The 25,724-nt window shown below is 38.2% G+C and carries 27 protein-coding genes; 6 read left to right on the forward strand and 21 right to left on the reverse strand.

Going from position 1 to position 25,724, the window contains the following annotated elements:
* The 3 genes from M948_RS29610 to M948_RS29620 all read left to right on the forward strand — a co-directional run bounded on the left by M948_RS29610 (position 1) and on the right by M948_RS29620 (position 2,261).
* The gene (locus M948_RS29610; protein WP_021290065.1) at positions 1-870 is read left to right on the forward strand and encodes a metal ABC transporter permease; all 870 of its coding nucleotides are present in this window, start codon (positions 1-3) and stop codon (positions 868-870) included.
* Complete coding sequence (locus M948_RS29615; protein WP_021290066.1) at positions 867-1,757, forward strand: metal ABC transporter permease; 891 nt, start codon at positions 867-869, stop codon at positions 1,755-1,757. The genes M948_RS29610 and M948_RS29615 overlap by 4 nt, the downstream gene beginning before the upstream one ends.
* 150 nt (positions 1,758-1,907) lie before the next feature.
* On the forward strand, positions 1,908-2,261 hold the full coding sequence (locus M948_RS29620; protein ID WP_021290067.1) for a hypothetical protein: 354 nt from the start codon (positions 1,908-1,910) through the stop codon (positions 2,259-2,261).
* Between the two features lie 50 nt (positions 2,262-2,311).
* Here the strand turns inward: M948_RS29620 and yhbH are convergent, their stop codons facing one another.
* From yhbH to M948_RS29705, 17 genes are all read right to left on the reverse strand, one after another.
* Entirely contained in the window at positions 2,312-3,472 is a 1,161-nt protein-coding gene (yhbH, locus tag M948_RS29625) for a sporulation protein YhbH (RefSeq protein ID WP_021290068.1), read from the reverse strand.
* Between the two features lie 181 nt (positions 3,473-3,653).
* The gene (locus tag M948_RS29630) at positions 3,654-5,549 is read right to left on the reverse strand and encodes a PrkA family serine protein kinase (RefSeq protein ID WP_021290069.1); all 1,896 of its coding nucleotides are present in this window, start codon (positions 5,547-5,549) and stop codon (positions 3,654-3,656) included.
* A 154-nt stretch (positions 5,550-5,703) separates the two neighbouring features.
* The gene (locus M948_RS29635) at positions 5,704-6,567 is read right to left on the reverse strand and encodes an ABC transporter permease subunit (protein ID WP_021290070.1); all 864 of its coding nucleotides are present in this window, start codon (positions 6,565-6,567) and stop codon (positions 5,704-5,706) included.
* Positions 6,567-7,352: a phosphonate ABC transporter, permease protein PhnE gene (gene phnE, locus M948_RS29640; RefSeq protein WP_021290071.1), complete on the reverse strand. Its 786-nt coding sequence runs from the start codon at positions 7,350-7,352 to the stop codon at positions 6,567-6,569. The genes M948_RS29635 and phnE overlap by 1 nt, the downstream gene beginning before the upstream one ends.
* A gap of 12 nt (positions 7,353-7,364) precedes the next feature.
* Positions 7,365-8,129 carry a phosphonate ABC transporter ATP-binding protein gene (gene phnC / locus M948_RS29645; RefSeq protein ID WP_021290072.1) on the reverse strand — a complete coding sequence of 255 codons (765 nt, stop codon included), beginning with the start codon at positions 8,127-8,129 and terminating at the stop codon, positions 7,365-7,367.
* A gap of 212 nt (positions 8,130-8,341) precedes the next feature.
* Positions 8,342-9,379 carry a PhnD/SsuA/transferrin family substrate-binding protein gene (locus M948_RS29650; protein WP_021290073.1) on the reverse strand — a complete coding sequence of 346 codons (1,038 nt, stop codon included), beginning with the start codon at positions 9,377-9,379 and terminating at the stop codon, positions 8,342-8,344.
* A 150-nt stretch (positions 9,380-9,529) separates the two neighbouring features.
* Positions 9,530-10,360, reverse strand: coding sequence for a PHP domain-containing protein (locus M948_RS29655; protein WP_021290074.1), 831 nt, complete (start codon positions 10,358-10,360; stop codon positions 9,530-9,532).
* Positions 10,350-11,072: a phosphonate C-P lyase system protein PhnL gene (gene phnL, locus M948_RS29660; protein WP_021290075.1), complete on the reverse strand. Its 723-nt coding sequence runs from the start codon at positions 11,070-11,072 to the stop codon at positions 10,350-10,352. Before phnL ends, M948_RS29655 begins: the two co-directional genes overlap by 11 nt.
* 20 nt (positions 11,073-11,092) lie before the next feature.
* Positions 11,093-12,274 (reverse strand): phosphonate metabolism protein PhnM, encoded by a 1,182-nt coding sequence (gene phnM / locus M948_RS29665; RefSeq protein WP_021290076.1) that lies wholly within the window; start codon positions 12,272-12,274, stop codon positions 11,093-11,095.
* 14 nt (positions 12,275-12,288) lie between these two features.
* Positions 12,289-13,128: an ATP-binding cassette domain-containing protein gene (locus M948_RS29670; RefSeq protein ID WP_021290077.1), complete on the reverse strand. Its 840-nt coding sequence runs from the start codon at positions 13,126-13,128 to the stop codon at positions 12,289-12,291.
* On the reverse strand, positions 13,121-13,984 hold the full coding sequence (locus M948_RS29675; RefSeq protein ID WP_021290078.1) for an alpha-D-ribose 1-methylphosphonate 5-phosphate C-P-lyase PhnJ: 864 nt from the start codon (positions 13,982-13,984) through the stop codon (positions 13,121-13,123). Before M948_RS29675 ends, M948_RS29670 begins: the two co-directional genes overlap by 8 nt.
* Positions 13,984-15,093, reverse strand: coding sequence for a carbon-phosphorus lyase complex subunit PhnI (locus M948_RS29680; protein ID WP_021290079.1), 1,110 nt, complete (start codon positions 15,091-15,093; stop codon positions 13,984-13,986). The genes M948_RS29675 and M948_RS29680 overlap by 1 nt, the downstream gene beginning before the upstream one ends.
* On the reverse strand, positions 15,094-15,690 hold the full coding sequence (gene phnH / locus M948_RS29685) for a phosphonate C-P lyase system protein PhnH (RefSeq protein WP_021290080.1): 597 nt from the start codon (positions 15,688-15,690) through the stop codon (positions 15,094-15,096).
* A 32-nt stretch (positions 15,691-15,722) separates the two neighbouring features.
* A complete protein-coding gene (gene phnG, locus M948_RS29690; protein WP_021290081.1) occupies positions 15,723-16,145 on the reverse strand; it encodes a phosphonate C-P lyase system protein PhnG in 423 nt (140 codons plus the stop codon).
* 397 nt (positions 16,146-16,542) lie between these two features.
* Positions 16,543-17,838 (reverse strand): Nramp family divalent metal transporter, encoded by a 1,296-nt coding sequence (locus M948_RS29695; protein WP_021290082.1) that lies wholly within the window; start codon positions 17,836-17,838, stop codon positions 16,543-16,545.
* A gap of 466 nt (positions 17,839-18,304) precedes the next feature.
* Complete coding sequence (locus M948_RS29700; RefSeq protein WP_021290083.1) at positions 18,305-19,021, reverse strand: GntR family transcriptional regulator; 717 nt, start codon at positions 19,019-19,021, stop codon at positions 18,305-18,307.
* A 61-nt stretch (positions 19,022-19,082) separates the two neighbouring features.
* Positions 19,083-20,249, reverse strand: a complete 1,167-nt coding sequence (locus tag M948_RS29705) for a TraB/GumN family protein (RefSeq protein ID WP_021290084.1) — start codon at positions 20,247-20,249, stop codon at positions 19,083-19,085.
* Between the two features lie 199 nt (positions 20,250-20,448).
* Between M948_RS29705 and M948_RS29710 the strand changes: the two genes are divergently transcribed.
* Positions 20,449-20,877, forward strand: coding sequence for an organic hydroperoxide resistance protein (locus M948_RS29710; RefSeq protein ID WP_031335245.1), 429 nt, complete (start codon positions 20,449-20,451; stop codon positions 20,875-20,877).
* Positions 20,878-21,054: 177 nt separating this feature from the next.
* Here the strand turns inward: M948_RS29710 and M948_RS29715 are convergent, their stop codons facing one another.
* From M948_RS29715 to M948_RS29730, 4 genes are all read right to left on the reverse strand, one after another.
* Entirely contained in the window at positions 21,055-21,492 is a 438-nt protein-coding gene (locus M948_RS29715) for a MarR family winged helix-turn-helix transcriptional regulator (RefSeq protein ID WP_021290086.1), read from the reverse strand.
* 97 nt (positions 21,493-21,589) lie between these two features.
* A complete protein-coding gene (locus tag M948_RS29720) occupies positions 21,590-22,987 on the reverse strand; it encodes an alanine/glycine:cation symporter family protein (protein ID WP_021290087.1) in 1,398 nt (465 codons plus the stop codon).
* Between the two features lie 281 nt (positions 22,988-23,268).
* Positions 23,269-23,574, reverse strand: coding sequence for a hypothetical protein (locus M948_RS29725; protein WP_021290088.1), 306 nt, complete (start codon positions 23,572-23,574; stop codon positions 23,269-23,271).
* Between the two features lie 117 nt (positions 23,575-23,691).
* Complete coding sequence (locus M948_RS29730) at positions 23,692-24,543, reverse strand: LysR family transcriptional regulator (RefSeq protein WP_021290089.1); 852 nt, start codon at positions 24,541-24,543, stop codon at positions 23,692-23,694.
* A gap of 120 nt (positions 24,544-24,663) precedes the next feature.
* Between M948_RS29730 and M948_RS29735 the strand changes: the two genes are divergently transcribed.
* Positions 24,664-25,230, forward strand: coding sequence for a flavodoxin family protein (locus M948_RS29735; RefSeq protein WP_021290090.1), 567 nt, complete (start codon positions 24,664-24,666; stop codon positions 25,228-25,230).
* Between the two features lie 89 nt (positions 25,231-25,319).
* Positions 25,320-25,646 (forward strand): hypothetical protein, encoded by a 327-nt coding sequence (locus M948_RS29740; RefSeq protein WP_021290091.1) that lies wholly within the window; start codon positions 25,320-25,322, stop codon positions 25,644-25,646.
* The last annotated feature ends 78 nt before the right edge of the window (positions 25,647-25,724 follow it).

Genomic DNA, 25,724 nt, shown 5'->3' on the forward strand with positions numbered 1-25,724 from the left:
ATGGACGCTTTTTCATCTTTTTTTTCCAGTGCTAACTTGCAATGGGTGCTTGCAGGGAGTTTACTATTAGGTTTTGCGAGTGGTGTCATTGGAAGTTTTGTTTTACTGAAAAGGCAAAGTTTAATTAGTGATGCTATGGCTCACGCGGCATTGCCAGGTGTATGTATTATTTATATTCTATTTCAAGTCAAATCGGTACCTTTTCTCTTAGCAGGGGCGGCAGTTACTAGTTTGATCGCAACTCAATCGATTCAAACCATCGTGAATAAATCGCGTATTAAAACAGACGCAGCGATCGGCATCATTATTTCTGTTTTTTTTGGACTTGGTATTGTTTTGTTAACCTACATCCAGCAGAACTCCAGCGGAAATCAAGCAGGACTCGATTCATTTATCTTTGGGCAAGCAGCTTCCCTTGTAAGGAGTGATGTTCAATTAATAGCCATTGGTGCATTGGTTTTGATCATCCTAACGGCATTGTTTTTTAAGGAATTTAAAATTAGTATTTTTGATCCACAGTTTGCAAAAGGAATTGGATTACCAGTGACATTCTTTAATGGCGTTCTCTTGTTTTTAGTCGTTGCTGTAGTTGTCATAGGTATTCAAATGGTTGGTGTTGTATTAATTGCTGCACTATTAATTACACCGCCAATCTCTGCAAGGTATTGGACCGATCGTCTTGGATGGATGACGATACTAGCTGGTATATTTGGTGCGATCGCTGGTGTTAGTGGTGCTGTTTTAAGCACAGCTTTTAATAATTTACCAACTGGTCCAGTTATTGTTTTAAGTGCCTCCCTTATCTTTTTCATTTCCTTGTTCTTAGGATCAAAAAAAGGGCTTATCATTAAAGGGGTGAAGCACGCATGACCTATACAATGTGGATTATCTTAACTGGATGTCTTGTCGGTCTAACCTGTGGCGTGACAGGATCGATATTGGTTTTACGAAAAATGTCCATGATTGCAGATGCGATTAGCCATACGGTTTTATTAGGGATTGTTGGTGCATTCTTTGTTACACAATCACTGAATGGCGTACCCATGTTGATCGGTGCAGGAGTCGTCGGTATTTTAACAGCACTATTTGTGGAAATGCTCCATTCATCTGGTGTACAATCCGATGCGGCAATTGGTATCGTATTTACATCCTTGTTTGCATTGGGAGTTGTACTCATTTCCTTTATTGGGGATCAAGTTCACCTGGATGTACAGCATGCATTAATGGGTGAGATTGCTTTTGTACCTTGGGATACATTATCAATAAATGGTGTCAGCTATGGCCCTATTGCCGTATGGATGCTTGGTGCCGTACTCATCATCAATTTACTTTTAATCACCCTATTTTATAAGGAAATTAAAATGTCAACATTTGATGCGCAATTTGCAACGTTAATTGGAGTACCTGTTGTTTTTATTCATTATTTATTAATGACCATGGTATCCTTATCTACGGTAGCATCATTTGATAGTGTGGGAGCTATACTAGTCGTCGCTATGCTTATCGTACCTGGTGCAACTGCCTATTTATTAACAGACCGCTTTCTTATTTTACTTATTTTAAGTGGTGTCATTGGTGTTGTATCAGCATTAATGGGCTATTGGTTCGCTGTCAGCTTCAATGTATCTATTGCGGGTTCAATGGCCGTAGCAACAGGTGTGCTATTCCTTGCCGCTTTCTTATTCAGCCCTAAGCATGGTGTTATTTTGCGAAAGTGGAGAAATAAAATAGAAGAAAATGTACAACAATCTGCATAAACTATGACCAAGGAATAGAATTCCTTGGTCATTTTTTATAGGTAAATGGAAATGGATGGAAGTAGTGAGATGATAACGAAACCAAGTATCTAATCATTCTTTGTATGTTTCCTTTCATTCGGGAAAAACTACCTATTAGGAGGAATTAGTATGCCAGATCAATTTTTAACCATCGAACAATTTAATAAGCTGTTAAAAAGATGGAATGGAAAACGTGTAAAAATTGCAAAGCAGGAACTACATGATTATGATGAAACCATCATTGATCTCTCTGCGGTCTCCTATGAGACAAACACCCGAAGAATCGATGATTATCAACCACTACATGCACTACATTTAAATGGAGTTGGTGAAATAGAAAATGCTTCCAATCACCTAGAAGAATTACCTATGTCTATGTATGAAATACCGCTGGAGGATACCTCATTATATCAGTTTGATGGCGAGCGATTTGCATTAGTAACGGATCGGGCCATTTATACAATTGAGGTTGTCAATGAATAGAACCGGCGCATCACTGGGTCATGGGACTCCAGAAATGCCCGGTTCTCCTTTTATACCAACGCTTCTTCTTTTTTGAAGAATGTTTTTAATGCTTGGTAAATATCCGCTTTTTCCTTCACAATATAGTACCTAAACTTCGGATCATCGATTTCTTCAAAAGCGCGCATTAAGGTTGATTTTCGATTATAGCCATTTACCTCACCATAGCCAAACATACTAGACACCTTCATAACCTTTTCTACAAGGTCGATACAGGTAGGGTTATCGGAAGTGATATTTTCCCCATCGGATATATGAAATGGATAGATATTATAGCGAGATGGGTGATACTGTTCTTGGATTAGTTCTAACGCTTTGGAATAGGCAGAAGAACAAATCGTGCCTCCACTTTCTCCCTTCGAAAAGAAATCTTCTTCGGATACCACTTTCGCTTCCGTATGATGCGCAATAAATTCAATTTCCACTGATTCATATTTTGTTCGTAAGAAGCGAGTCATCCAGAAAAAGAAACTACGAGCCACATATTTCTCAAATGTTCCCATCGAGGCACTTGTATCCATCATTGCTAATACAACAGCCTTGGATTCTGGCTTGGTTACATCATTCCATGTTTTAAAACGTAAGTCATCATTATAGATCGGTGTTATCCCAGGTCTGCCCTCTCTAGCATTCCTTTTTATTGCAGTAAGAATGGTACGCTTTTTATCAATATTACCCATTAAACCTTTCTTACGAATATCATTAAACTCAATTCTTTCTGTAGTAATCTCGGCCTGTTCTTTTTCTTGGAGATTAGGTAATTCTAATTCTCGAAAGAGGGCATTCTCAATTTCTTCTAAGGATACTTCCGCTTCATAGTAATCTTCTCCTGGTTTATCTCCCGCCTTTTTGCCTCTTCCTTGGCCTTGCTCATCTCCTTTTGGAGCTTGGGCAATAATGTCACCGACTTGGCTATCTCCCTTTCCTTGCCCGACATGCTTTGATTTATTATAGCTATAGCGAATCTTATATTCATCTAATGACCGAATTGGAATTTTAATTACATCTTTTCCATTTGACATAATAATGTTTTCTTCACTTACCAAGTCCGGTAAATTATTCTTAATAGCATCTTTCACTTTATCCATATGACGTGTTTGATCCTGATAACCTTTACGGTGGAGGGACCAGTTTTCCTTCGATACGACAAAATTCCCCTTATCTTCTTGCATGCCTTCCCCTCCTATACAATTTGATCTACTTCTGTTTTGATGCTTTCTCTATCCTATGCAAGCACTAAGTTATTATTGCATTATTTAAACTATTTTGTAAAAATGGTTCATTTACCATCAAACAGAATTGCTATAAAAAATAACAGGGCGCGCGTCCACCCTGTTATTGGCACAAAGTTACTTATCTATTCAACAAACTTCCTACATATCGGAGCAGTTCATTCGCTGAGACAGAATTATAACCATATTCGTCAACCAATCTTGCAATAACCTCATTGATTTTCTTCAATTGTGATTCATCCGGTGTTTTCGTAGAAGTCGTTATTTTTACAACATCTTTCAAATCGGCAAACAATTTCTTTTGAATTGCTTGGCGTAAGCGTTCATGCGAGTTATAATCAAACCTTTTTCCTTTTCTGGCATACGCAGAAATACGAATAAGAATTTCCTCCCGAAATGCTTTTTTTGCATTTTCTGAAATTCCAATTTGCTCTTCTATCGAACGCATTAGCTTCTCATCAGGATTCATTTCTTCGCCAGTAAGTGGATCACGCAGCTTATTCTTATTACAATATGCCTCTACATTATCTAGATAATTATCCATTAATGTCTTCGCAGATTCTTCATAGGAATAAACAAAAGCCTTCTGTACTTCTTTTTTAGCAATCTCATCATATTCTTTTCTTGCAATAGAAATATAGTTCATATACTTTTCTTTATCTTCCTGAGAGATGGATGCATGCTGGCTTAAACCTTCTTTTAGTGAGCGCAACACATCCAGAGCATTGATCGATGGTACTTCCTTACGAATGATGGCAGAAGATATACGGTTAATTACATAACGTGGATCAATCCCGTTCATTCCTTCCACTGGAAACTCTGCCTTCAATTCTTCCACATCCATTTGATTAAAGCCTTCAACACTTTCCCCATCGTACAGGCGCATTTTCTTTACAATATCTACACCTTGCTTATTTGAATCTTCCAGCCTGGTCAAAATAGAAAAGATTGCTGCTACTTTTAGCGCGTGAGGAGCAATATGAACATGCGCCATATCACTTTCTTTGATCATTTTTTGGTAAATCCGTTCCTCTTGTGAAACTTCCAAATTATAAGGTATTGGCATCACAATAATCCGTGAATGCAAAGCCTCGTTCTTTTTATTGGAAATAAATGAGCGGTACTCAGCTTCATTCGTATGGGCGACAATCAATTCATCCGCACTAATTAATGCAAATCGACCTGCTTTAAAATTTCCTTCTTGTGTCAATGAAAGCAAATGCCATAAGAACTTTTCATCACACTTTAACATTTCCTGAAATTCCATCATTCCACGATTGGCCTTATTCAGTTCTCCATCAAATCGATAAGCTCTTGGATCGGATTCAGAACCATATTCGGCTATGGTGGAAAAATCAATGCTTCCTGTCAAATCGGCAATATCCTGTGATTTGGGGTCAGAAGGACTGAACGTACCGATGCCAACACGTTTGTCTTCGGAAAGGAAAATTCGCTCTACCCGTACATCTTCAATTTTCCCATTGTACTCTTTTTCTAAGCGCATTGTATTAAGTGGTGATAGACTCCCCTCAATCCGCACACCATATTCCTCAGCAAATTCCTCACGTAAATGATGCGGGATTAAATGCAATGGGTCCTCATGCATTGGACATCCTTTAATTGCATAAACAGCACCTTCCTCTGTCCGTGAATACTTTTCCAGTCCACGTTTCAGCATGGTTACAATTGTCGATTTCCCACCACTTACAGGACCCATTAATAATAGGATACGCTTACGTACATCCAGCCTTTTCGCTGCTGGATGAAAATATTCTTCCACTAATCTTTCCATTGCATCTTCCAGTCCAAAAATTTCTTCTCCAAAAAAGTCATACATCTTCTTGCCGTCTTTTTCTGTAATACCAGAACTCATGATCATATTATATATGCGTGAATGAGCAGTCTGAGCAATCTCTGGTCTCTCTTTCAATAACTCTAGATATTCCGCGAACGTACCTTCCCACTGCAGCTTGCGCTCTTCCTCACGATAAGTTTTCACCTTGTTTAATATATTCATTCGATCCCTCCATCAAGGTCGCGGTTTAATTACACTATATGCATTAGCCTACTTGATGATTCCCGTAAAAGAAATTACATTAAAAATCTTATAACCTTCCCTTATAGAAAAGCGCAAGTGTCCCAATCTCTACAGACACTTGCGCTTTAACCATTCAACTTTCGCTTCGAACCGAAGCAGGGAAATAACGGTTTTTCAATTGGGTAGACAATACCTCCAAGATAATAGCAATCAGTAGGATAGCATAGGTAATAAATCCAACCTCACTGAGATCAAAGTAAAATCCAGAAGCCATGAATAGTTCAAAACCAATCCCACCGGCACCTGCCGCTGCACCCATTGCAACAGCTACCGAAAAATTGATCTCAAATCTAAGAAACGTCCATGATAATAAATATGTAAACGTTGAAGGTAGTACCCCATGGGTAACTATATGCCACCAATTAGATCCGGTCGATTGTAATGCTTCTATGATCCCTTTATCTATCTCTTCAAATGCCTCGGAAAAAGCCTTTACTAAATAAGCAATTGAATGAAAAAGCATTCCAAGAACAGCGGCTTCACTTCCTAGGCCTGCTGCGATTGCAAAGATGAGGACCCATAGAACAGTTGGTACTGCTCGAATAAACGCAACGACAATTCGTACCGTTTTGGAAACCCATGCATTCGAAAGGTTTGTAGCAGCCATCAAAGAAAGAAACAATGCAATAACTGCTCCAATAACGGTAGAGAGCACCGCTAGTCCCAATGTAATACCTACTTGATAAAAAGCTTCTCCCAAACTAAAATGATTTAATGCAGGTTCAACGAACATTACCTTTAGATTATAGGCCGTTTCTGTAATTGCACTTGCTAAATCAAGGCCCGTATAATCAAATAGCAGAAAACCAATAAGACTTAAAATAATCAATGAACCGATCGTTGCACGCATAACCAATTGTTGTTTACTTCTAGCCTTAATTAAAATGCTGCCATCCCGGTTGCGTTTCATATACGTTGGTTTTGATAAAGTTTCCATTATAAGATCACCTTCCGTATATAGTTTGATAGCAATTCGATCACGATTACAGCGATAACAATACTAAAAGTAACCAATGCAACTGCATTATAATTCATTGACTTATAATACATATCAAACGTGTAACCAATTCCTGTTCCAGTTAGAATTCCTACCAGTGTGGCACTTCTAATATTCGTTTCAATCATAAACAGTATCCAGCTAATGATTTGGGGAAGGCTTTGTGGAATGACCGCTTTATTAACAATGTGAACATAGGTTGCTCCCGTTGCTGTTAAAGCCTCAACCGAACTATGACTCGCTTCATCAATCGATTCAATGAAAGCTCTCGTTAGAAAACCCACCGTACCGACAAATAAAGCTAAATAACCCGTTACGGAATTTTGTCCGAAGGAAAGTAATAATATTAATGCCCAAGCTACTACTGGGATATTTCTAGATACAGAAGCAATAAATCGGGCTGCCACGCTTAATACCCCATTTATACTCGTTGTTTTTGAACCCATTATACCTAAGAAAAGGGATACGACTGCAGCTGTTGTTGTAGCTGCAATCGACATAAATATCGTTTCTGTCAGCTTCTCTAAAATGGTTGGAAGCTTTTCTAGCGATTCCTGTGTAATCAGTAAATTAGCGAAAATCCAACCAATAGCTTGGGGGAATGCAGTTAAGCCTTCCATAAGGTTGAAGTTAGTAATAAAAGCTGATATATACGTAACAGCTATAATAAGGATGAAGAATAAGGTTGCTTGCCATTTTCGTTTTTGCATGACTTTTTCATTCACTTTAATTTCTCCCTACACCGTAATTAATTCTCGTGTTTGTGTTCCATAGATTCGATTAATCTTATCATCTGTTAATTGGTGATTTGGTCCATCAAAGACAACTTCTCCTTCGTTTAATCCAATAATCCGATCAGAATATTGATGAGCAACTTCTACTTGATGCAGATTAACTAAACAAGTAATACCTAGTTCTGAAGTAATGCTCTTTAAATGATCCATAATAATTTTTGAAGAATTTGGATCAAGGGAAGCAATAGGTTCATCACATAGTACAAGCTTGGGGTCTTGAATCAAGGCACGAGCAATGCCAACTCGTTGTTGCTGCCCTCCACTTAATTGATCACAACGTTTATATGCATGCTCTTCAATTCCTAGTTTGTGCAGCAAATAAAATGCCCGTGCTTTCTCATCTTCATTAAATCTCCCAAGTACACCTTGTAGGGTTGATTTATAGCCAAACCGTCCATGAAGAACATTTTCAATAACCGTTAACCTTGGTACTAAGTTATAATGTTGGAATACCATACCAATGTCCGTACGGAGTTTTCTTAGATCCTTTTTCTTTAATCTACTTACTTCTTGATTATCAAATAGTATACTTCCCTCACTTATCGATACCATCCGATTGATACAACGAAGTAAAGTTGACTTCCCAGCACCAGATGGACCAATAATAGAAACAAATTCCCCTGCTTTTACATCGAAATTAACTCCTTTTAATACACGGGTTTCTGTGTTGTAGGACTTACCAAGCTCAATAACTTGTAATAATGCCATCTTCATTACTCCTTTCTGTTTATAGTGAAGCTTCTATCGGTGGGAGTTCTTTTATCCCCCGTCAATTGTTAATACTCCGAGATGCTTAAAACCTCTGAACACAATCGTACGTATACTGGTAGCCTCCTAAGGATCACTGTCAGTTACATGGTAGGATAAAAGAGTATGCCGTTCTACCGTGCATACTCTATTGGTTTATTGACAAGCTTTATTTACTTATTGATTTCACGAATCGGATCAAACCATGCATCTTCTACAGGAGCGAATCGTTCGGCACCAGATTTAAAGAATAAAGCAGATCCTTCTGCATCTTCTGGGACAAAAATGGATGCATTATTTGCTACTTCATCAGAGGTTAAAGCTTCTTGTAATTTCTTATAATCTTCTTCGCCTAACGTGTCCATATTAGCAACAAACGGTGCATTTAATACTGGCGTAACACTCATTAGTGTAAATTTACTACCAGTCACTTTATTGAATGGTTCAGCGGCATCATCCTTGACACGATAAACGGAGCCGACCTTATTCTCTTCTCCTTCTGTAATTTCCACATAATTTTCCACACATGTATCACAGAAAGCAGCAACATCGGCATTACCAGATAATAAATTCACGGCTGAACCTTGATGGGAATTACCAAACAGTACCTGAGAGAAAAGTGATCCACCTTCCATTAAATCTTCTTCTGTTAAATCGGCATATTGATCTTGTTCGGTAAAGTGTGCAAGAATACTAGAAGAAGGTACTTTAAATCCTGATGTGGAGCTATTTGAAACAAATGAGAATGACTTGTCAGCAATCGTGTCTAATGAAAATTCGCCATCCTTTTTAAACGTTTCTTGGTCATCAACATTGACAGCTAACCAGCTGTGATAAACAGCATCGTCTAGTGTGCCAGAAGGACCTGTTGGAACAACCAGCGGCTGAATCGAATCATTACTGTCATTTGCTTCGATATATCCTTGTGCACCCATAAATGCAACATCTGCATTATTATTAACTAGCGTTTCAATTGCAATTGCATAATCTGTAGTTAAATGATGTTCTACTTCTTTCCCTGTTGCATCCGCTATTACTTTCCCAATCTCATCACGAGACGATTTCAAATCTTCTCCTGATTCATTTGGATACCAAACAATATCAATGACATCATCTACTTCGGGTTCTCCATTTGCATTACCTGTTGAACAGCCAACAGCAAATACAGCTAATAAAAGTAAAACAGCTAACCTAGAAAATGCTCTTCTCATGTTAAACGCCCCTTATTTATAGATTTATGACCATTAAATAGACAGACTGATTCTTAAGCCTATTCAATTGTCCTATATCATTGAAACATAAATAATTTAAAAATAGCTTATATTTACAATAGTTTAACTATTATTTAAGCTTGTTTACAATTACTCAACAGTCGATTTGTTTTTCTTCTTTCGAAGTGGAAGCATCGGACTAGTCAGCGAGCCAATTTCTACCTGAGCACCGAAATATCCATGATAATCTGTTCCACCAGTCATGACTAAGTGATATTCCTTTGCTAATTCCTCTACTTTAAGAACATCCTCCTCCGTATGATCAGGATGATTTCGCTCTATTCCACCTAAACCAACTTCCATTAGCTCTGGAATTAATTCATACGAATCAAGCTGTCCGGGATGAGCTATTACAGCCAGTCCACCGTCCGCAACAATTGCTTTTACAGCATCTGTCGCATCAACATACGTAATATCACCTGCTGCAGGACCCTTCCCTTTAAATAACCGTTGATATACCTGTTGATATTCAGCTGAATTGAAATCAGCCTCCGTTATATGTTCCATCACATGTTGTTTATAAATAATCGAGCTTGGCTTCGCTGATTCAATGATCATTTGTTTATCCAAGTAATAACCATGACGATTTAACTGGTCAATCTGCCATAACGTATGACGTTGCCTTCTCCTACGTACTGCTTGACAAAGCGCATTGATATGTTTCGCCGGCGTTTGATAATGATAGCCTAGGACATGTACCTTTCGATCTCGCTTAAAATCATAAGCAGAGATCTCAATTCCCGGAATTACTTCGATTCCAAAGGTACTGCCAAGGGTTTGTTTTTCTATCAAACCATCCGTACTATCATGATCCACAAAACTCAGATGGGTAACCCCCTGTTGTGCCGCCTTTTTTAGAACAGTACAAACAGCATCTGACCCATCAGAATAATAGCTATGCACATGGAGGTCAGCCTTCACGGATAACACCTTCCTTGGGAGATCGTATCGCTCTTGTTCTCATATCAAAGACTTTGTCACAGAGGCCATTCATAAATTCAATATCATGGAAAATCCCGATTAGTGTAGTTCCATTTGTTTTCAATTTTTCGATGATTTCCCGTACTTTTACCTTTGATTGTTGATCCAAACTAGCAGTTGGTTCATCTAATAATAGTAATCTTGGTTGTTTTACGGTTGCCATTGCAATATTAAGCCTCAGTTTTTCTCCACCCGAAAATGTATTTGGGTAGGTATCCCATAATTCCCTATCAAGCTCAAAATGATTCAATGCTTTTTCTGCTTCTATCTTAGCAATCGCTGTTGGCTCTCCCATTTCCAGCATTGCTTTTTCGATAAGTTGTCTAGATGTTGTCCGTGGCATGACGTTTAAAAATTGCGATACGTAGCCAATTTCATGTTTTCGGAGATAGAGAACCTCACGTTCTGTTGCATGTGCTAAGTCGATCAACCCATAGCGCTTCGAGTCATATACAATACTTCCTTTATCTGGCAAGTAGGTACGGTAGATACTTTTTAGTATGGTAGATTTGCCACTACCACTCTTACCCGCAATGCCGATAAATTCTCCTGCATCTAAAGAGAAATTAATCTGTTCTATGGCTTGCATGGTTTTGCCTAGATGATGAATTGTAAATCGCTTGCCAAAATTCGTAACCTCTAACATTGCCATTATCGTACCTCCTGTTCTTCTTAATTTGTGCGATAATTCGTCGTTGTCATTAATGCACCATTCACCATCGCAGCTGTTAGCATTGGATAACCATCATCCATTCGTTCAATAACAATTATATCTGCCCTCTTCCCAGCCCGAATGGAGCCAATCTCTTCATCCATTTGTACAGCTTTTGCTGGGTTGAGTGTAACCTTCATAAACATATCATGTAAGTTATTGTCATACGTGTCAGTCAATGTAAAGATGGCATGAAGTAAGGCAGCGGGATAATAATCACTGCAAAGAATATCGATACAATTTTCGGATATAGCTTGAGCTGCTGATAGATTCCCAGAATGGGAGCCCCCCAGCATGACGTTAGGAGCACCTGCAATCGTCTGCAAACCTATCTCTTTCGCCTTTTTAGCTACATCTAAGGTTATCGGAAACTCACTAATTGTCGTTCCATAAGAACGTACTAAATCTAGTTTTTCTGAATAATCATCATCATGAGAAGCTACTGCAATGCCTTTTGAAATGGCGACAGCTGCGATTTCGCTAATTTGATGAATAGTTAAACATTCCGTATTCTGACGATCTAAGATAATCGTTTGCACATCTTCGTCAGATAGATTACGATACCCTTTTAGTGTTTTCCGATATACTTCTAAGTCACGGTACTGTCCTTGTCCTGGTGTATGGTCCATAAAAGATAATAGATGTACTTTATCATTATTAATATTTTCTATGAGTCGATCCACCTCATTCACATTGTCAATCTCAAATCGAGCATGCAATCGATGACGAATTAAATGCGGTTGATTATGTGTTGCTGCTATTGCATCTACCATACGTTGGACATTGGCTGGATTACGCATCGGCTTATGATTAAAAATGTCATCGCGATAAAAGGATAGTGAATGAAACATGGTAGTAATACCATGGCTTATCAAGATTTTTTCTGCCTCTCTTAAACTAATACCGAAATCCATCATAGTCGTAGGTCGAGGAGAGGCCAGTGTTTCAATATAATCGGAATGAATATCGATAAACCCTGGAGAAATAAAGCCACCATGTGCGTCAATTTTCACTGCATCCGGATAATCCAATACTTGATCCTCTGAAATAATTTCTTTAATACGTTCCCCTTCGATGACAACGGCACATCCTTCTTCAATTGTTTCTTCTGTGATTACCTTCCCATTATGAATAACGTACACCGTAGCTATCCCTCCTACAATAATGAATAAACCAACCGCTGCGTATAAGCATGCTGCGGGTCTTCCAAGATTTGATCTGTCAGACCTTGTTCAATAATGGAGCCGTTCAACATGACAACCGTACGGTCTGCCAACATCCGAATAACCGCAAGATCATGAGATACAACGACCATACTAATCCCAGATTCACGTTGAATCTTTTTAATTAAGTCCAAGACATTTGCTTGAACAGACAAGTCCAGTCCAGTAGTAACCTCATCTAAAAATAGAATTGGTGGATTATTAGATAGTGCTTTTGCAATTTGAACACGCTGCTGCATCCCACCTGAAAAATTGCTTGGTTCTTCTTTGGAACGGAATAATGGAATATGCACACTTTCTAATAATTGGTTACCTGTTGTTTCCATTTCAGATACATTTCGTTTTCCAGCACTAATTAGCTTTTCCGCAATATTACCCATCGAGGAAAAATTCATTTTCAGTCCATTAACCGGATTCTGGTAAACCATGCCATACTTATGGTTACGAATATATCTTTTCTTCTGAGAGGATAGCTGGAACATATTTTCATCTTGTAATTCCGGGTCATTCAATGTGGCTTCTCCCGAAGAAACATCAGCGTCAAAGTATAAGCATTGCATCATGGTTGATTTCCCACTGCCACTCTCTCCAACAATACCTAAAATTTCACCGGGAAATAAATCGAAGGAAACATCTTGGCAAGCGTAGACAGTACCACAAACAGAGCAATAGTTCTTCTCCAAATTTCTATTCGTTTTTTCCTTACATTCTGGACACCCTGGCCCAAAACGTTTATCTAAATTTCGAACGCGTAATAGTGCTTCCTCACCCATGGTTATGGACCACCTCCTGTCGTTCTCCGCTATTTAGCCGTTCCATACAATAACTGGTATCATTACATTGATAATATGTTTCACCTGTAGCTTCATCGATTAATTCATCTAAGAAGACATCTTCTGCCCCACATAAATGACAATGTTGCCCAGCAAATGATTCCACCGTAAATGGATAATCTTCAAACGCCAAGGATACTACATCCGTATATGGCGGGATTGCGTAGATTTTCTTCTCTCTTCCAGCACCAAGAAGTATTAATGCCTCTGATTGATGCATCTTCGGATTGTCAAATCTAGGAATAGGGCTCGGAGCCATCACATAACGATGATTAACAAACACTGGATGATCCGCACCTGTTGCCGTCTTACCATATTTCATAATTTGTTCAAATAACATGAGCCAAGCTCCGCTGTATTCATCTTCTGCATGCAGTCTTTTTGTCACGTATTCACGAGCCTCGACTTTGCGGAGTGGTTCGGGTGTTGGAACCTGAAGAACGAGAATTTGGTCTTCCGTCAACGTAACTTCCGGAATCCGGTGCCTTGATTGAATCAACGTTGCTGCTTCGGTTTGTTCTGTTAGGTCTACACCAGTTGTTTCCTGAACTAATTTCTTAATACTAACTGCATTAACTGATTCATCAGCACCCTGGTCAATAACTTTCAATGTATCCTGGGTTCCAATTAAAGACAATGTCAGCTGTAATCCCCCCGTTCCCCAACCTCTAGCAATCGGCATTTCTCTTGAGGCAAATGGAACTTGATAACCAGGGATCGCAACTGCTTTTAATGTAGCCCGGCGAATTTCTTTTTTTGATCCTTCGTCAAAAAAGGCAAAGTGTGTCGCAGTCATCACTGTTGTTTCCCCTCCTTTTTCACTTCACGGATGCTATCTAACTTGGATTGGAAGGTAACATAATGTGGAAGTTTTAAATGGGAAATGAATCCTGTTGATTCCACGGAATCGATATGTAATAGCACAAACTCCTCATCATGTGTTGGAAAATCCGCCTCTGGATGTTCTAAACATTGATCTAAAATACTCATTGCAATTGCTTTTGTTTCGTTTTGGCCGTAGCATATTCCGTAACCAATTTCAAACTCCAGCTCATTTTCATTTTGTTTATTTTTTACAGAAACAGGCACAAACGACTCGACTTCTGAAACTTTTATATTACCTATATAGTAGTGATCTGCTTCGTCCTCGTCAGCTTCATTTGGGTGACCAACGGAAATCGGCAGTGTTCCAACTCGAACTTCCCCAACCGTTGGATGTACTTGTCCATATCCACGTAATGATGCATAACCTAAAGCGGTAACTGCTCCTGTTTGGCCGCGGGTTAATGTTTGTAACCTGGCACTTCTTGTAGCTGGAAAACTCAAGTTTTCTTTCGTGATGTCTGTTGGTTTGCTATTATCCCAATCATAGGTTTCGAATAGTCCCTCATGCCTTAAATGATCGACTACCTTTGGAAAATAGATAACTTCATTACCATCACCTACATGTTGTAATGCTTGTTCGTAGTCATGGAGCCAAGATTCGTTCGTACTAGCACTCTCATTGATTAAGGTAAAATCTAGTAATCGATGGGTATAATCATTTGTGGCCCCGAGTAATTGCCCACCAGGAATATCTTTGAAACTTGCAGAAATACGACGTTCTACGAACATGGTTTCAGATTCAACCGTTTCACTATAGTATAACCTCGGCAGCGTAGATCGATGAGCTCGCATAATAAAAACCGCTTCTTCCATACTTCCATTCGCCTGTTTGATGGATAGTGCTGCTAAATACGGAGAATAAAGACTGCTTTCCGACATGACTTGATCAACAAGCGATCGCATGGTAGCCATAATGGTTTGAACTTCAATAATTTCTCCATCCTTTAGCCGTTCATATGTTAGTCGTTTTAAGGATGCTTCTATCGCGTTAGTTCCGCCTTTTACAGCAACATAGCCCATTTAAACCACCTCCAATATTTCGATCTTTGTTGTTCGCGGCACACATACAAGATTTGCCTCGTTGTCTAAGCAAATCAAATCTATTCCTAATGGATATTCCTTTACACGTTTATTTCGAGTTGTCCATAATTCCTTTGTTAAACCTATTTGTAATTCTGTTTCATCCTTAATCCCTGGTCCAGTTAATAGCAACTCTGCTTGATTCACGATCCCAGAACTTTCTAGAAACCACGTAGATGAAAATTGCGGATCTATTAAATTCCCTATCTTGCATTGCTGCAAAGCTTCCACTATATCTTGTTGCAACGCATCTTGAAGAACAATAATGTAATCTGCTTCATGAATTGGCGCTGACTTTGCCAAGGTATATGCAGTAAGCTTCGTACTTAATTGCTGGCTATTTTCAGAAATTATAGCAAAGGTCACCTCTGCATCTAATAATGTCATTGCACTAAGAAATGTTGCCTCGTAACATGGCAAATCATAATCCACTTTTTCGGCAAACGGTTCTAGATTTGAAATCGTGCCTGGATGAGACATACTATGCAATATTTTCCGATATACTTGCTGTAGGTCATGAACTTGATCCATCGCCATAAAATCTCTCCTGAACTGTATTTTTCATGCTATTAAACGTCCATCGTTTCAAAATGAACCTTGGTCTCAAATAATTCAGCTTGTTCCTTGGCTTTTTTAGCTTTAAGGTCTGCCTCAGCTTGTAAGAGCAAATCTTGCCACTCCCTTGTCTCTGGTAAGGTGGCATTATAGGCGGCATCGATAATTGCTAGATGCTTTGCCAGTTCTTCTTCCATTCCCTGTACAATACCAATACCAATATACTGATTGATTTCCACCTTTGCTTCTGTAACTAGAACTTCACCAATATAAAATAATGACTGCTTCGCCGATTCTCGCATCTTGACCATCGTTAACCCATGATGTGGGGGGACGATTTCTTTACAGGTGTATGTCTGCAAAATCGTTTCAGCCAGATGTTCGGCTAGGTCAGCATTTGATTGAACCAGGATTTCAGTCCTTCTACGCCTTTTCATTCAAGCAACCTCCTTTACACACTTATCGTAACTTGTTGCCAAGTGCTTGTGTTTTAAGAGATCGTAAAGTATTTGTAAATCAGATTTACAGGTACAACCTTAATAAACAAAAAGGATAGATAAAAAAACAAACAAGATCCCTTGTTCTTTTAAGGAGACTGAAAAACTAATTTCACACGCTTTTTTCGCTAAAGGTTCGGTATCTTCATTAAAATAGCATCGAAATAGGAACAAAATAAAAAGCTGGCATATGCCAGCATCCAGTTTGTTTTGTATTTCTGTAATTTCGTTGTTGTTCTGTTGTATTAAGCAGTAATTTATAAGGGAAAGTTATTTTGTCATGTATAAAAATGTTGACAGGATATTATCTATGTACCGAACCGCCTATTCATATAAACTAACCAAAAATCATTTGAAACAGCTCACTGCCCCCGAGGTATACATATAGTAAAATGATGAGGCCAAAAATAGTATTCTTCACCTTACCGTTTTGATCAGTCTTATCAATGTGTTTTGAATTTAGTAGATACAACAGGACAGCAGCCAGAATTGGCATAAATGCCGCACCAAGAGCACCGTATAGAAGCACAATCGCCACTGGCTGTTTAAATAACAAGAGTAGCATCGGTGGGAATGTTATCCAAAAGAGATAGAATCGAAATGACGAATCCTTTTCATTTATTGGCTTTTCTTTTCCTGAAGCCTTATGCCCTTTATTCTTTACTATACGAACAAAATCTGCAAACAAATAGGACATCCCATGCCAAGGTCCTACGATAGATGTGAAAACAGCACCCCATACTCCAATTAGAAAAATCCAGCGAGCTAGATCTCCAAACCTCGCACCATAGGCATCAGCTAGACCTACAAGTCCCTCATTGCCACTAATTGTTATTCCTGAACCAAACAATAATTCCGCGGCAATTATCATGACGCTTATTGCAAATATACCTGTAACTATATAAGCTACTGACACATCCAGTTTCATAATCGAAATCCAACGCCTGTCCCTCCAGCCCTTTGCATAGATCCAATATGCATAGGAGGTAAGGGTAATAGAAGCACCAACTCCTCCTAATATGCCCAATATCTTAAAAAATGAACCTCTTGGTATGGAGGGAGCTAGCCCATATGCTACGTTTCCTGTATTTGCGACAATCATGATCGCGGATCCAATTATACTTATAAACATTACACCAATTAATATCTTTAAGAAATTCTCAATCACTTGATACCTGCCGAACCAAACAAGTAGGAAACCACAAATTCCCGAGCTGATTGCCCATAAGGAAAAAGAAGTACCCGGGAACATAGCAACCATTATCATTGCACACGTTCCTGTTATCGCTGAACCGTATATTAATCCCATTAAAATAAGGTATACTCCAAAGTAGCCAGTTGCCCACCAACCGGTCATATGCCATCCTTCTAAAATGGTTTTTCCAGAAGCTAAATACCAACGCCCTATTCCTTCAGTTAGGACAAATTTAATAAAAGCTCCTACAATGATGACCCATACCAACGTCAACCCAAAACTTGTTCCTGCAATGGAAGCCATAACAAAATCACCAGCTCCTACACCGGTAGCTGCAACAACAAATCCAGGCCCAACGAATTTCAATTTGTCTTTTAAGTTTTTAGGTAGCGTAGCCTTGGAAGTCCTTTGTGGATCGACAATTTTTTTAGTTTCCACCTTCATTCCTCCCTTAAAATAATTGAGATTTGTTTTGAACGCTTATCAACTAATCCAAAGATTGAAACCGCATTATGATATACATTTAATCGATTTAACATATAAAAAGAATCCAAATGAGTTTTTTTACATTCATTTAGTTATTTATAAGATTATAATTGGTTTATTTTCGAAAGTCAACAATATTCAATAAATTATGTTTATTCTAACTATTGATCTCACAGGTAACTAAAACTCCATTGGTAGAAGCAAAATAAATATCCTCGTTCATCATCGATAGCTTTTAATAACGGGGCAATTCTTTGAATGGTATAATTTCTTCGCTCTAAACTTCCTTGTTAGGTGCTTACACTACCTTTTCAAATACAATTATAATGAAGTATTCCATTAAAATTGCAGCATTAAAAAAGCTTGTAGAGAAAATTCCTCTACAAGCATAGGGAGGAGCGCATACTGCTGCTCCCATTTACTTCATCGTGATATCATATTTAAATTTATCACTGCGGTATAAAATTTTCGTATACTCAAGTACATCCTGTGATGGTACATCTACACATTCACTTTCTACAACGATCAGGGGAACCATGCTACTGCAAGATAATAATTTTTGTTCATCAGATGTGGGAAAGCTCGTGCTTAAATAGCTTTGATTACTTGTAAATGACGTATAACCTTGACTTCGATAATAAGCAAACATAGATAGAATCCCCTGACCCTCTGTAGCAATATCAAGAAATTTCGCTTCCCTAACAAATGACTGATGAATCGCAATCGGCTCTTCATCTATGTATCGTAACCTGCCAATATTAAACACCGTTTCTGCTTCATTCGCCTGTAAGATTCCGTAAATCTTTTGGTCATAGGCAATTGGTTCACAATACATATTTTCCGTTGTTAGATGATAGCCGGCCTGTTTCATCTTTTCTGTAAAACTTGTCTTTCCTGTTAGATGTAATTGGATCGGTCTAGATGCGTCTTTCAGGAAGCGTCCGGTGCCTTGCTTTGAATAAATATACCCTCGATCTTCCAACGTAGTTAATGCTTTTCGAGCAGTCATTCTCGGTACATCATAGTCTTGTGATAACCTGTTTTCAGAAGGAAGCTTTTCTCCAGGCTTTATGGACTTACTAATAATCTTTTCCATGATGTCGTCAATGATTTGTGCTTCTTTATCCACCCTCATACAAATCATCTCCTTTTTTACGTAAATGGAAATGTTCGAAATCATTCATGGAACGTAGGATTTATAAGTTTTCTAAAAACACACGAATTACATCTACTCCGCCAATAAAGGTTCCAAGTGAGCTTCCTAAGTTTGCAAGCACAATAATTAATAGTACTCTGGTTACTTTGTTTTTCCAAAACCCTTTGACGGAAAAGACATCTTCCGATAATGTCTCAAAATCTCGTACATGCGGCCTGCGAATATATGCTTGTACAAAGCCAGCGAACCAGCCTGCAGCTAGTAAGGGATTCAGCGAAGTAATTGGCGCAACGACAAAAGCAGTAAGAATGGTCAATGGATGGCCCATAGCAATTAATGCACCAATTGCCGATAGACTACCGTTCCAGATGATCCAACTTAATGTTTGTTCCCATCCAGCTTGAGGATTTGCCATAAACGTATAGACAATAATCGCTAAAATAAGAACGGGAATGGACCACCCAATTATTTTTGGAATATTTGATTTCGGAGGTACCTCTGCCAATGTATGTAAATCATGATCCTGTTTAATTTGTTCTTTAATCCCCGGCACATGGGCAGCTCCTAATACCGCAACGATTTTATCGCCGGATGCCTCTTTGATTTTCTGTGCTAAATATTGGTCTCGCTCGTCAATTAATGGTTTCTTCAACTTCGGAAATGAATCGGTAAATTCTTGCAAAATGGTATGAATGGTATCCTGATTTTTCATTCTTTCTAATTCTTCTTCTGATATCGTTTCTCTACTGAAGATACTAGCAATTACCTGCGCAAGCAAGATTGCCTTCCCTTTTAATCCAATGCTGCTCCAAATTCGAGCAAATGTAATTTGGATATTTCGGTCAGCCAACACTAGCTCAGCATCAACAGCTTGAGCAGATTCCATCCCTTGAATCATCTCTTGCCCTGGATTAATTCCAAATTGTTTGGCCATCTTTTTTTGAAACGACGAAATAGCTAGATTCATTAATAATAGGGAGGCTTTCTTATCTTTAATCACCTTAAAAATATCCATATCTTTCCAACTGTTTCCATCTTTCACTGATTGATAACGTTGTTCATCCAACTCGATACATACCGAATCTGGCCGTTCTTCTTCAATTACAGCTTTCACTTGTTCCGCGCTATGCTTGGAAACATGTGCTGTTCCAATCAGGATATATTCTTTATTATTTATATGCATACGTGTTATATTTTCTTCCGTCATGAATTACCTTCCTTTAGTTTCAATCATTTAGCATTCATAGGTTAATTATACTGTATATACAAAAAATTTTATAGGAAATTAACGAAGAACATTGTTGTAGTTAAATTACTCGGTCTTTTTATTGACGAATGTTTATCTATTTAGTACTATTAAATCGTGCGCAATTTAATTTTATAAAATTTAAATGAGAGAGGGTTATATAATGAAACCAATGTTTACAACCACCGTTTCTTCTGTAGGAGGTAGAAATGGGAAAATTGTTTCTAGCGATGGCAGATTAGAACATGATATTGCAATGCCAGGCACAGCAAAAGCCAAAGAGAAACCAGAAGCTACCAACCCAGAACAGCTATTTGCTGCTGGATATGCTGCTTGTTTCGGTAGCGCGTTAGAAATGACAGCAAATCAACAGAAAATTGACTTAGATAGTGAAGTCATCGCACATGTTAGCATGTACAAGGATGAAAAAGATAATGGATTTAAATTAGGTGTGAAGCTAGAGGTAATTGGGACCGGTATCACTCAAACAACATTAGACAATCTGGTAGAAAAAGCGCACCACGTATGTCCCTACTCAAAAGCAACTACAGGCAACGTGGAGGTTGAATTAATTACAAGCGTTAAGTAAGCTACAACCGCTTTATATCCTACTCATAGGTAAACAGAAATCAAAAAGCCATTGAGATATAGAATAACCCGAACGATAATCTGCATATAACTTCGTTTATGCAGATTATCGTTCGGGTTTTTTAAAATTCTACTGAGACCGTACCTGGGAAACAGATGAGGTAAAATTATGTTTTAGCTACTTTTGATGATTTAATCGGTCCAGGAGCAGCTCTAGTTGATTTCGAAGTTGTTCGATTTGTTCTATTTCCATTCCAAATTTATCTATAATTTTAATAGGAATATCAGAAGCTTCCTGTTGTAATTGTTCTCCTTTTTCCGTTAAAACCACATTTACGGTCCGCTCATCTTCAATTGAACGAATCCGGCGAACAATATCCTGTTGCTCCATACGTTTCAACATAGGTGTGAGAGTTCCTGTATCAAGATGTAAATAGAGTCCAATCTGTTTCACCGGCATTTTTTTATATTGCCATAGTAGTAACAGCACTAAATATTGTGGATACGTAATATTTAGTTTTTCTAAAAGCGGTTTATATTGTTTGGTAACTTCTCTTGAACTGGCATATAGTAGAAAACATAGTTGATTTTCTAAATGCATGTGTTCAGCGCTCATTTCACTCACCAGTCCTTTATTTCCTACAATAATCGTTTTTCCTAATTATACTGGAAAAGCAAATACATCTCAAAGGATCTTACATCTACCCATCCCGCTAGCCAATTTTTTTGCCAGATTGTTTATAAAAGTTACTGAAATAATCATTCGTCTCAGTTGCAACTACTTTATATAAGAGTAATAGCCCAATAAGGTTTGGAATCATCATCAAGGCGTTAGCCATATCAGCAAATGCCCACACCGTTGTTAACTTCGCAATGGTTCCGATAAAGGTAGCTCCTATATAAATCGTACGATAAACACTAATATAGTTTAATCCGAATAAATACTCAAAACATTTAATACCGTATACATACCATCCTAAGATAGTCGAGAATCCAAAGAAAACGACAGATATGGATACAATATATTCACCGATATTACCTAATGATGAACCAAAGGCTGCACTTGTTAAGGCACCCGCTTCAAGCCCTGCATCATGCGTAACTCCTGAAAGAAGCCCGCCTGTTGTATCCCAAAAACCCGTTACTAATAATACAAGCCCAGTCATCGTACAAACAATGATCGTTACAATGAAAGTCCCAGTCATTGCCACTAAGGCCTGTTTCACTGGATGGCTAGTCTTTGCATTTCCAGCAATCAAAGCAACTGTACCAAGTCCAGCTTCATTCGAAAAGATTCCTTTCGATACGCCATTTCGAATCGCCTCTGTCACAACCACACCAGAAAATCCACCTACAGCTGATATGGGATGAAATGCATAGGTAAATATTAAATCAAAAGCAGGGATAATTTTATCATAATTTAAACCAATGATTAGAAGTGACGCACCAATATATAGAATTGCCATGAGCGGCACAAACACACTAGCCACTGAACTGATACGCTGCAGCCCACCGAAAATGATCAACGATGTAAATATAACAAGAATAACACCCGTAGTTATACCATTTATATTAAAACTATTTTCCATCACGTCTGCGATTGTGTTTGACTGTACACTATTTCCAATTCCTAATGCCGCGAAAGCACCAAAAAATGCAAAGGCAAGAGCAAGGGGCTTCCATTTCTTCCCTATACCTCTTTCGATATAGTACATCGGGCCACTGGAATATTCTCCGTCATCATTTTTAACACGATATTTCATAGCAAGTAAAGCTTCTGCATATTTCGTCGCCATTCCTACTAGTCCAACGATCCACATCCAGAAGATTGCTCCTGGTCCACCGAGGGTAACCGCTGTTGCTACACCAGCAATGTTTCCATTACCAACCATTCCAGCAAGTGATGTCATTAATGCCTTAAAATTGCTGACATCACCTTCCGTACCATCATCTTCTTTGTCTTTTGTAAAGGCAATTTTAAAAGCATATCCAAGATTTTTAAATTGTAAGCCCTTTAAAACAAATGTTAAAAATAATCCAGTCCCAACTAATAATATTAAACTTGGTGTTCCCCAAAGTACTTCATTAATATTTTCAAGAATGTTAAGCATACATATCCTCCTATGTGAGATCTCGAGATGTTGTAAAAAGTTAAACTTCATTGTTTATTTGATGTAATGGGGGTATTTCCTTTGTTACGATATAGTAGGAATAAAGCCATTTCTATCCTAGCATATTACCTAATCCAATGCATGCGCTTTCAATGGACAATGCAAAAAATTTTTATGCACATTTAACGATGTTAATACATTTTTGTATTTATGTACAGTACTTCGTTACTACCCCACATAAAAACAACCATGAGTCAGCCCCTCATGGTTTAAACATGTATTTATCCATGCCTTTTTGTAAACCCAAACCCACAGGTAAAAGCAGATTGTAAGCGCATATAATTATATAGGGTTCTAGCGTGTCTCCCTTTTTCTGTTCTTGGATTGATTTTTGCTCGAAGTTGATCCATAAATATCTGATCGCATTTACATGGATCACCATAGCGTTGATAACATTCATCATGTGCCTTACATACAGCATCTACATCATTGATTGGCGTTCCAGGACCACTACACCCAGGTCCGCACCACCTGTATCCCCGTGGAAAACAAAAGCCAGGTCTGCTAAACGCTCGATCTCTACGCAATGCAAACACCTCCTCTAAATAGAATCTACTATAATCTATTCCAGATGGTGTCTGCCGGTCTATGCATCTTCATTATCTATGGTACAATCTCCAGTCGTTGTACAGAAAAAAGAAGACTTATGCTAGCATATTCAGAAATACTTTTAAATTAGGGGAAAGCCACTTGTCTTTATGTCTTGCGGCATATACCCCAATTATATTTGAAGGGCTGAAGGACGGCGTTTCTACCAACTTCCCTTCCAATATCTGATCTTTTACTACGAAATAAGGCAGCATGGAATTACCTAATCCACAAAGAACGCATTGTTTAATTGCTTCAATACTTGGTAATTCAACTTTAGATATTACCTTATTCTCCATTGCCTTCAGATGCTGGTCAATAATCGTTCTCCAGCTGCACGTATATTCCGTAACAAGCATCGTTTCTGTAGTAGAAGAATGCGCAGCATGATCTGCGGATTGTACGAGCGCTAACGTTTCCTCACTTATTTTATCAATGAATAAAGCTTCGCTATGCCAATTCTCATCTTCTACTAATACAGCAGCATCTATCTCTCCGCGTTTTAATTGACCTTCCAAATCATCATATTGAATCGTTTTTAGCGTTAACTCTACCTTGGGAAACTGTTGACGAAATTGCATAATAATCGTTGGCAGCCAATAGATCATCAAAGATTCGCTTGCACCAATTGTTAATGGACCAGATGGTTCATTACTTGCATGTATCGTTGCTTTTGATTTTGTATATAGTTGAATAATTTCTGTTGCATATGGAAGAAAGTTTTTTCCTGCCTGCGTTAAAATTACTTTCTTTCCTAAACGGTCGAACAATGGTTGTTCCAATTCTTCCTCTAAGTCTTTTATATGTGCTGTAATTGATGATTGAGCATAACCCAACATTTCCGCTGCCTTTTTAAACCCGCCTAAGTCTACAATCGTTGTAAAAGTAATGAGCTGACGTAATTCCACCTTTACTTCACCTCTTTATTATCAAAAATACTGATCGATTAATTCAAATATATCTATTTTACTGAACTTAGTAATCAGTATATGCTAGAAGTAACTTTAATACAAGGGAGAGAGATTGATATGAAAATTATGACCTTATTAGGTAGTTCTAGAAAAGACGGAAATACTGCTTACCTAAGCAATAAAGCATTGGAAGGCATCGACCATAAAGAAATTTTTCTACTTGAGAAGAAATTGAACCCCATTGTTGATCAACGGCATGATGCCGGAGGATTTGACATGGTAAACGACGATTATGAAGAACTTTTCTTTGATTTTTTGCAATATGACACTTATTTCTTTGTCACCCCTGTTTATTGGTTTGGTGTATCTGGGCAAATGAAAATCTTCTTCGATCGTTGGAGTCAATATATGAAAGATGAACGCATCGATTTTTGGGAAGCTTTTCGAGGTAAAAAAGCTTACGTTATTGTTACAGGTGAAAATCCACACCCTAAAACAGCTGCATTGCCACTAATCTTACAATTCAATGCGATATTTGAGTATTTGAATATGGAATTTGTGGATTATGTCATCGGTAAGGCAAATAAACCAGGGGATATTCAATCAGATGCTTATGCTTTAGAAAAAATGAAACTGTGGAACCAACAATTAAAGGCTGATTCATCAGAATTAACGATACGCTAACCGTTCCATCATTCATATCATCTTGTGATAAAGACACATTTTTAGTCACATTTGAATACGATATGGGTGAATATAAGGAGGTTGATGAGATGAATTATCCTAATAATCAAACAGAAAGCAACGGCTCTGAGTATCCTACGCAGGAGCAACGGATGAACATGAAGGAATTTTGCAACAATTATATATACCAGTTTATCCAGATCGAAACGAACGACGGTAGTATGCACATCGGAATCTTACACAGTTTTGATGATGAAAAATTATACATTCTAATGCCTTCAACTGAAGACAATCAACACAACCGATTTGAAGGGAATGACGAACGCTTATTTCCTTTCTTTGGACCGTTTGGCTTATTTGCCTTTCCATTCTATGGAGTTAGAAGATTTGGACCATATCGCCCTTATTGGTGGTAAATGAAAAGAGTCACTAATTTAATTAGTGACTTTTTTCATTGATTGCAGTCCTTACTACAGCCCACTAAATTATTCAAT

Source organism: Virgibacillus sp. CM-4 (assembly GCF_000445495.1).
GTDB classification, from domain to species: Bacteria; Bacillota; Bacilli; order Bacillales; family Amphibacillaceae; genus Virgibacillus; species Virgibacillus salexigens.

Bases quoted from the DNA above. Each gene is read 5' to 3' on its own strand.
- phnH (WP_021290080.1), bottom strand. From the start codon at position 15,690: ATGGCGATGGATCAAGTTCATGACCTACAGCAAGTATATCGGAAAATA.
- M948_RS29675 (WP_021290078.1), bottom strand. From the start codon at position 13,984: ATGACTGCGACACACTTTGCCTTTTTTGACGAAGGATCAAAAAAAGAA.
- M948_RS29720 (WP_021290087.1), bottom strand. From the start codon at position 22,987: ATGCTTAACATTCTTGAAAATATTAATGAAGTACTTTGGGGAACACCA.
- M948_RS29620 (WP_021290067.1), top strand. From the start codon at position 1,908: ATGCCAGATCAATTTTTAACCATCGAACAATTTAATAAGCTGTTAAAA.
- yhbH (WP_021290068.1), bottom strand. From the start codon at position 3,472: ATGCAAGAAGATAAGGGGAATTTTGTCGTATCGAAGGAAAACTGGTCC.
- M948_RS29610 (WP_021290065.1), top strand. From the start codon at position 1: ATGGACGCTTTTTCATCTTTTTTTTCCAGTGCTAACTTGCAATGGGTG.
- M948_RS29740 (WP_021290091.1), top strand. From the start codon at position 25,320: ATGAATTATCCTAATAATCAAACAGAAAGCAACGGCTCTGAGTATCCT.
- phnG (WP_021290081.1), bottom strand. From the start codon at position 16,145: ATGAAAAGGCGTAGAAGGACTGAAATCCTGGTTCAATCAAATGCTGAC.
- phnL (WP_021290075.1), bottom strand. From the start codon at position 11,072: ATGGCAATGTTAGAGGTTACGAATTTTGGCAAGCGATTTACAATTCAT.
- M948_RS29650 (WP_021290073.1), bottom strand. From the start codon at position 9,379: ATGAGAAGAGCATTTTCTAGGTTAGCTGTTTTACTTTTATTAGCTGTA.
- M948_RS29715 (WP_021290086.1), bottom strand. From the start codon at position 21,492: ATGAGCGCTGAACACATGCATTTAGAAAATCAACTATGTTTTCTACTA.
- M948_RS29635 (WP_021290070.1), bottom strand. From the start codon at position 6,567: ATGGAAACTTTATCAAAACCAACGTATATGAAACGCAACCGGGATGGC.
- M948_RS29700 (WP_021290083.1), bottom strand. From the start codon at position 19,021: ATGAGGGTGGATAAAGAAGCACAAATCATTGACGACATCATGGAAAAG.
- M948_RS29705 (WP_021290084.1), bottom strand. From the start codon at position 20,249: ATGACGGAAGAAAATATAACACGTATGCATATAAATAATAAAGAATAT.
- M948_RS29615 (WP_021290066.1), top strand. From the start codon at position 867: ATGACCTATACAATGTGGATTATCTTAACTGGATGTCTTGTCGGTCTA.
- M948_RS29680 (WP_021290079.1), bottom strand. From the start codon at position 15,093: ATGGGCTATGTTGCTGTAAAAGGCGGAACTAACGCGATAGAAGCATCC.
- M948_RS29735 (WP_021290090.1), top strand. From the start codon at position 24,664: ATGAAAATTATGACCTTATTAGGTAGTTCTAGAAAAGACGGAAATACT.
- phnC (WP_021290072.1), bottom strand. From the start codon at position 8,129: ATGGCATTATTACAAGTTATTGAGCTTGGTAAGTCCTACAACACAGAA.
- M948_RS29630 (WP_021290069.1), bottom strand. From the start codon at position 5,549: ATGAATATATTAAACAAGGTGAAAACTTATCGTGAGGAAGAGCGCAAG.
- M948_RS29670 (WP_021290077.1), bottom strand. From the start codon at position 13,128: ATGGGTGAGGAAGCACTATTACGCGTTCGAAATTTAGATAAACGTTTT.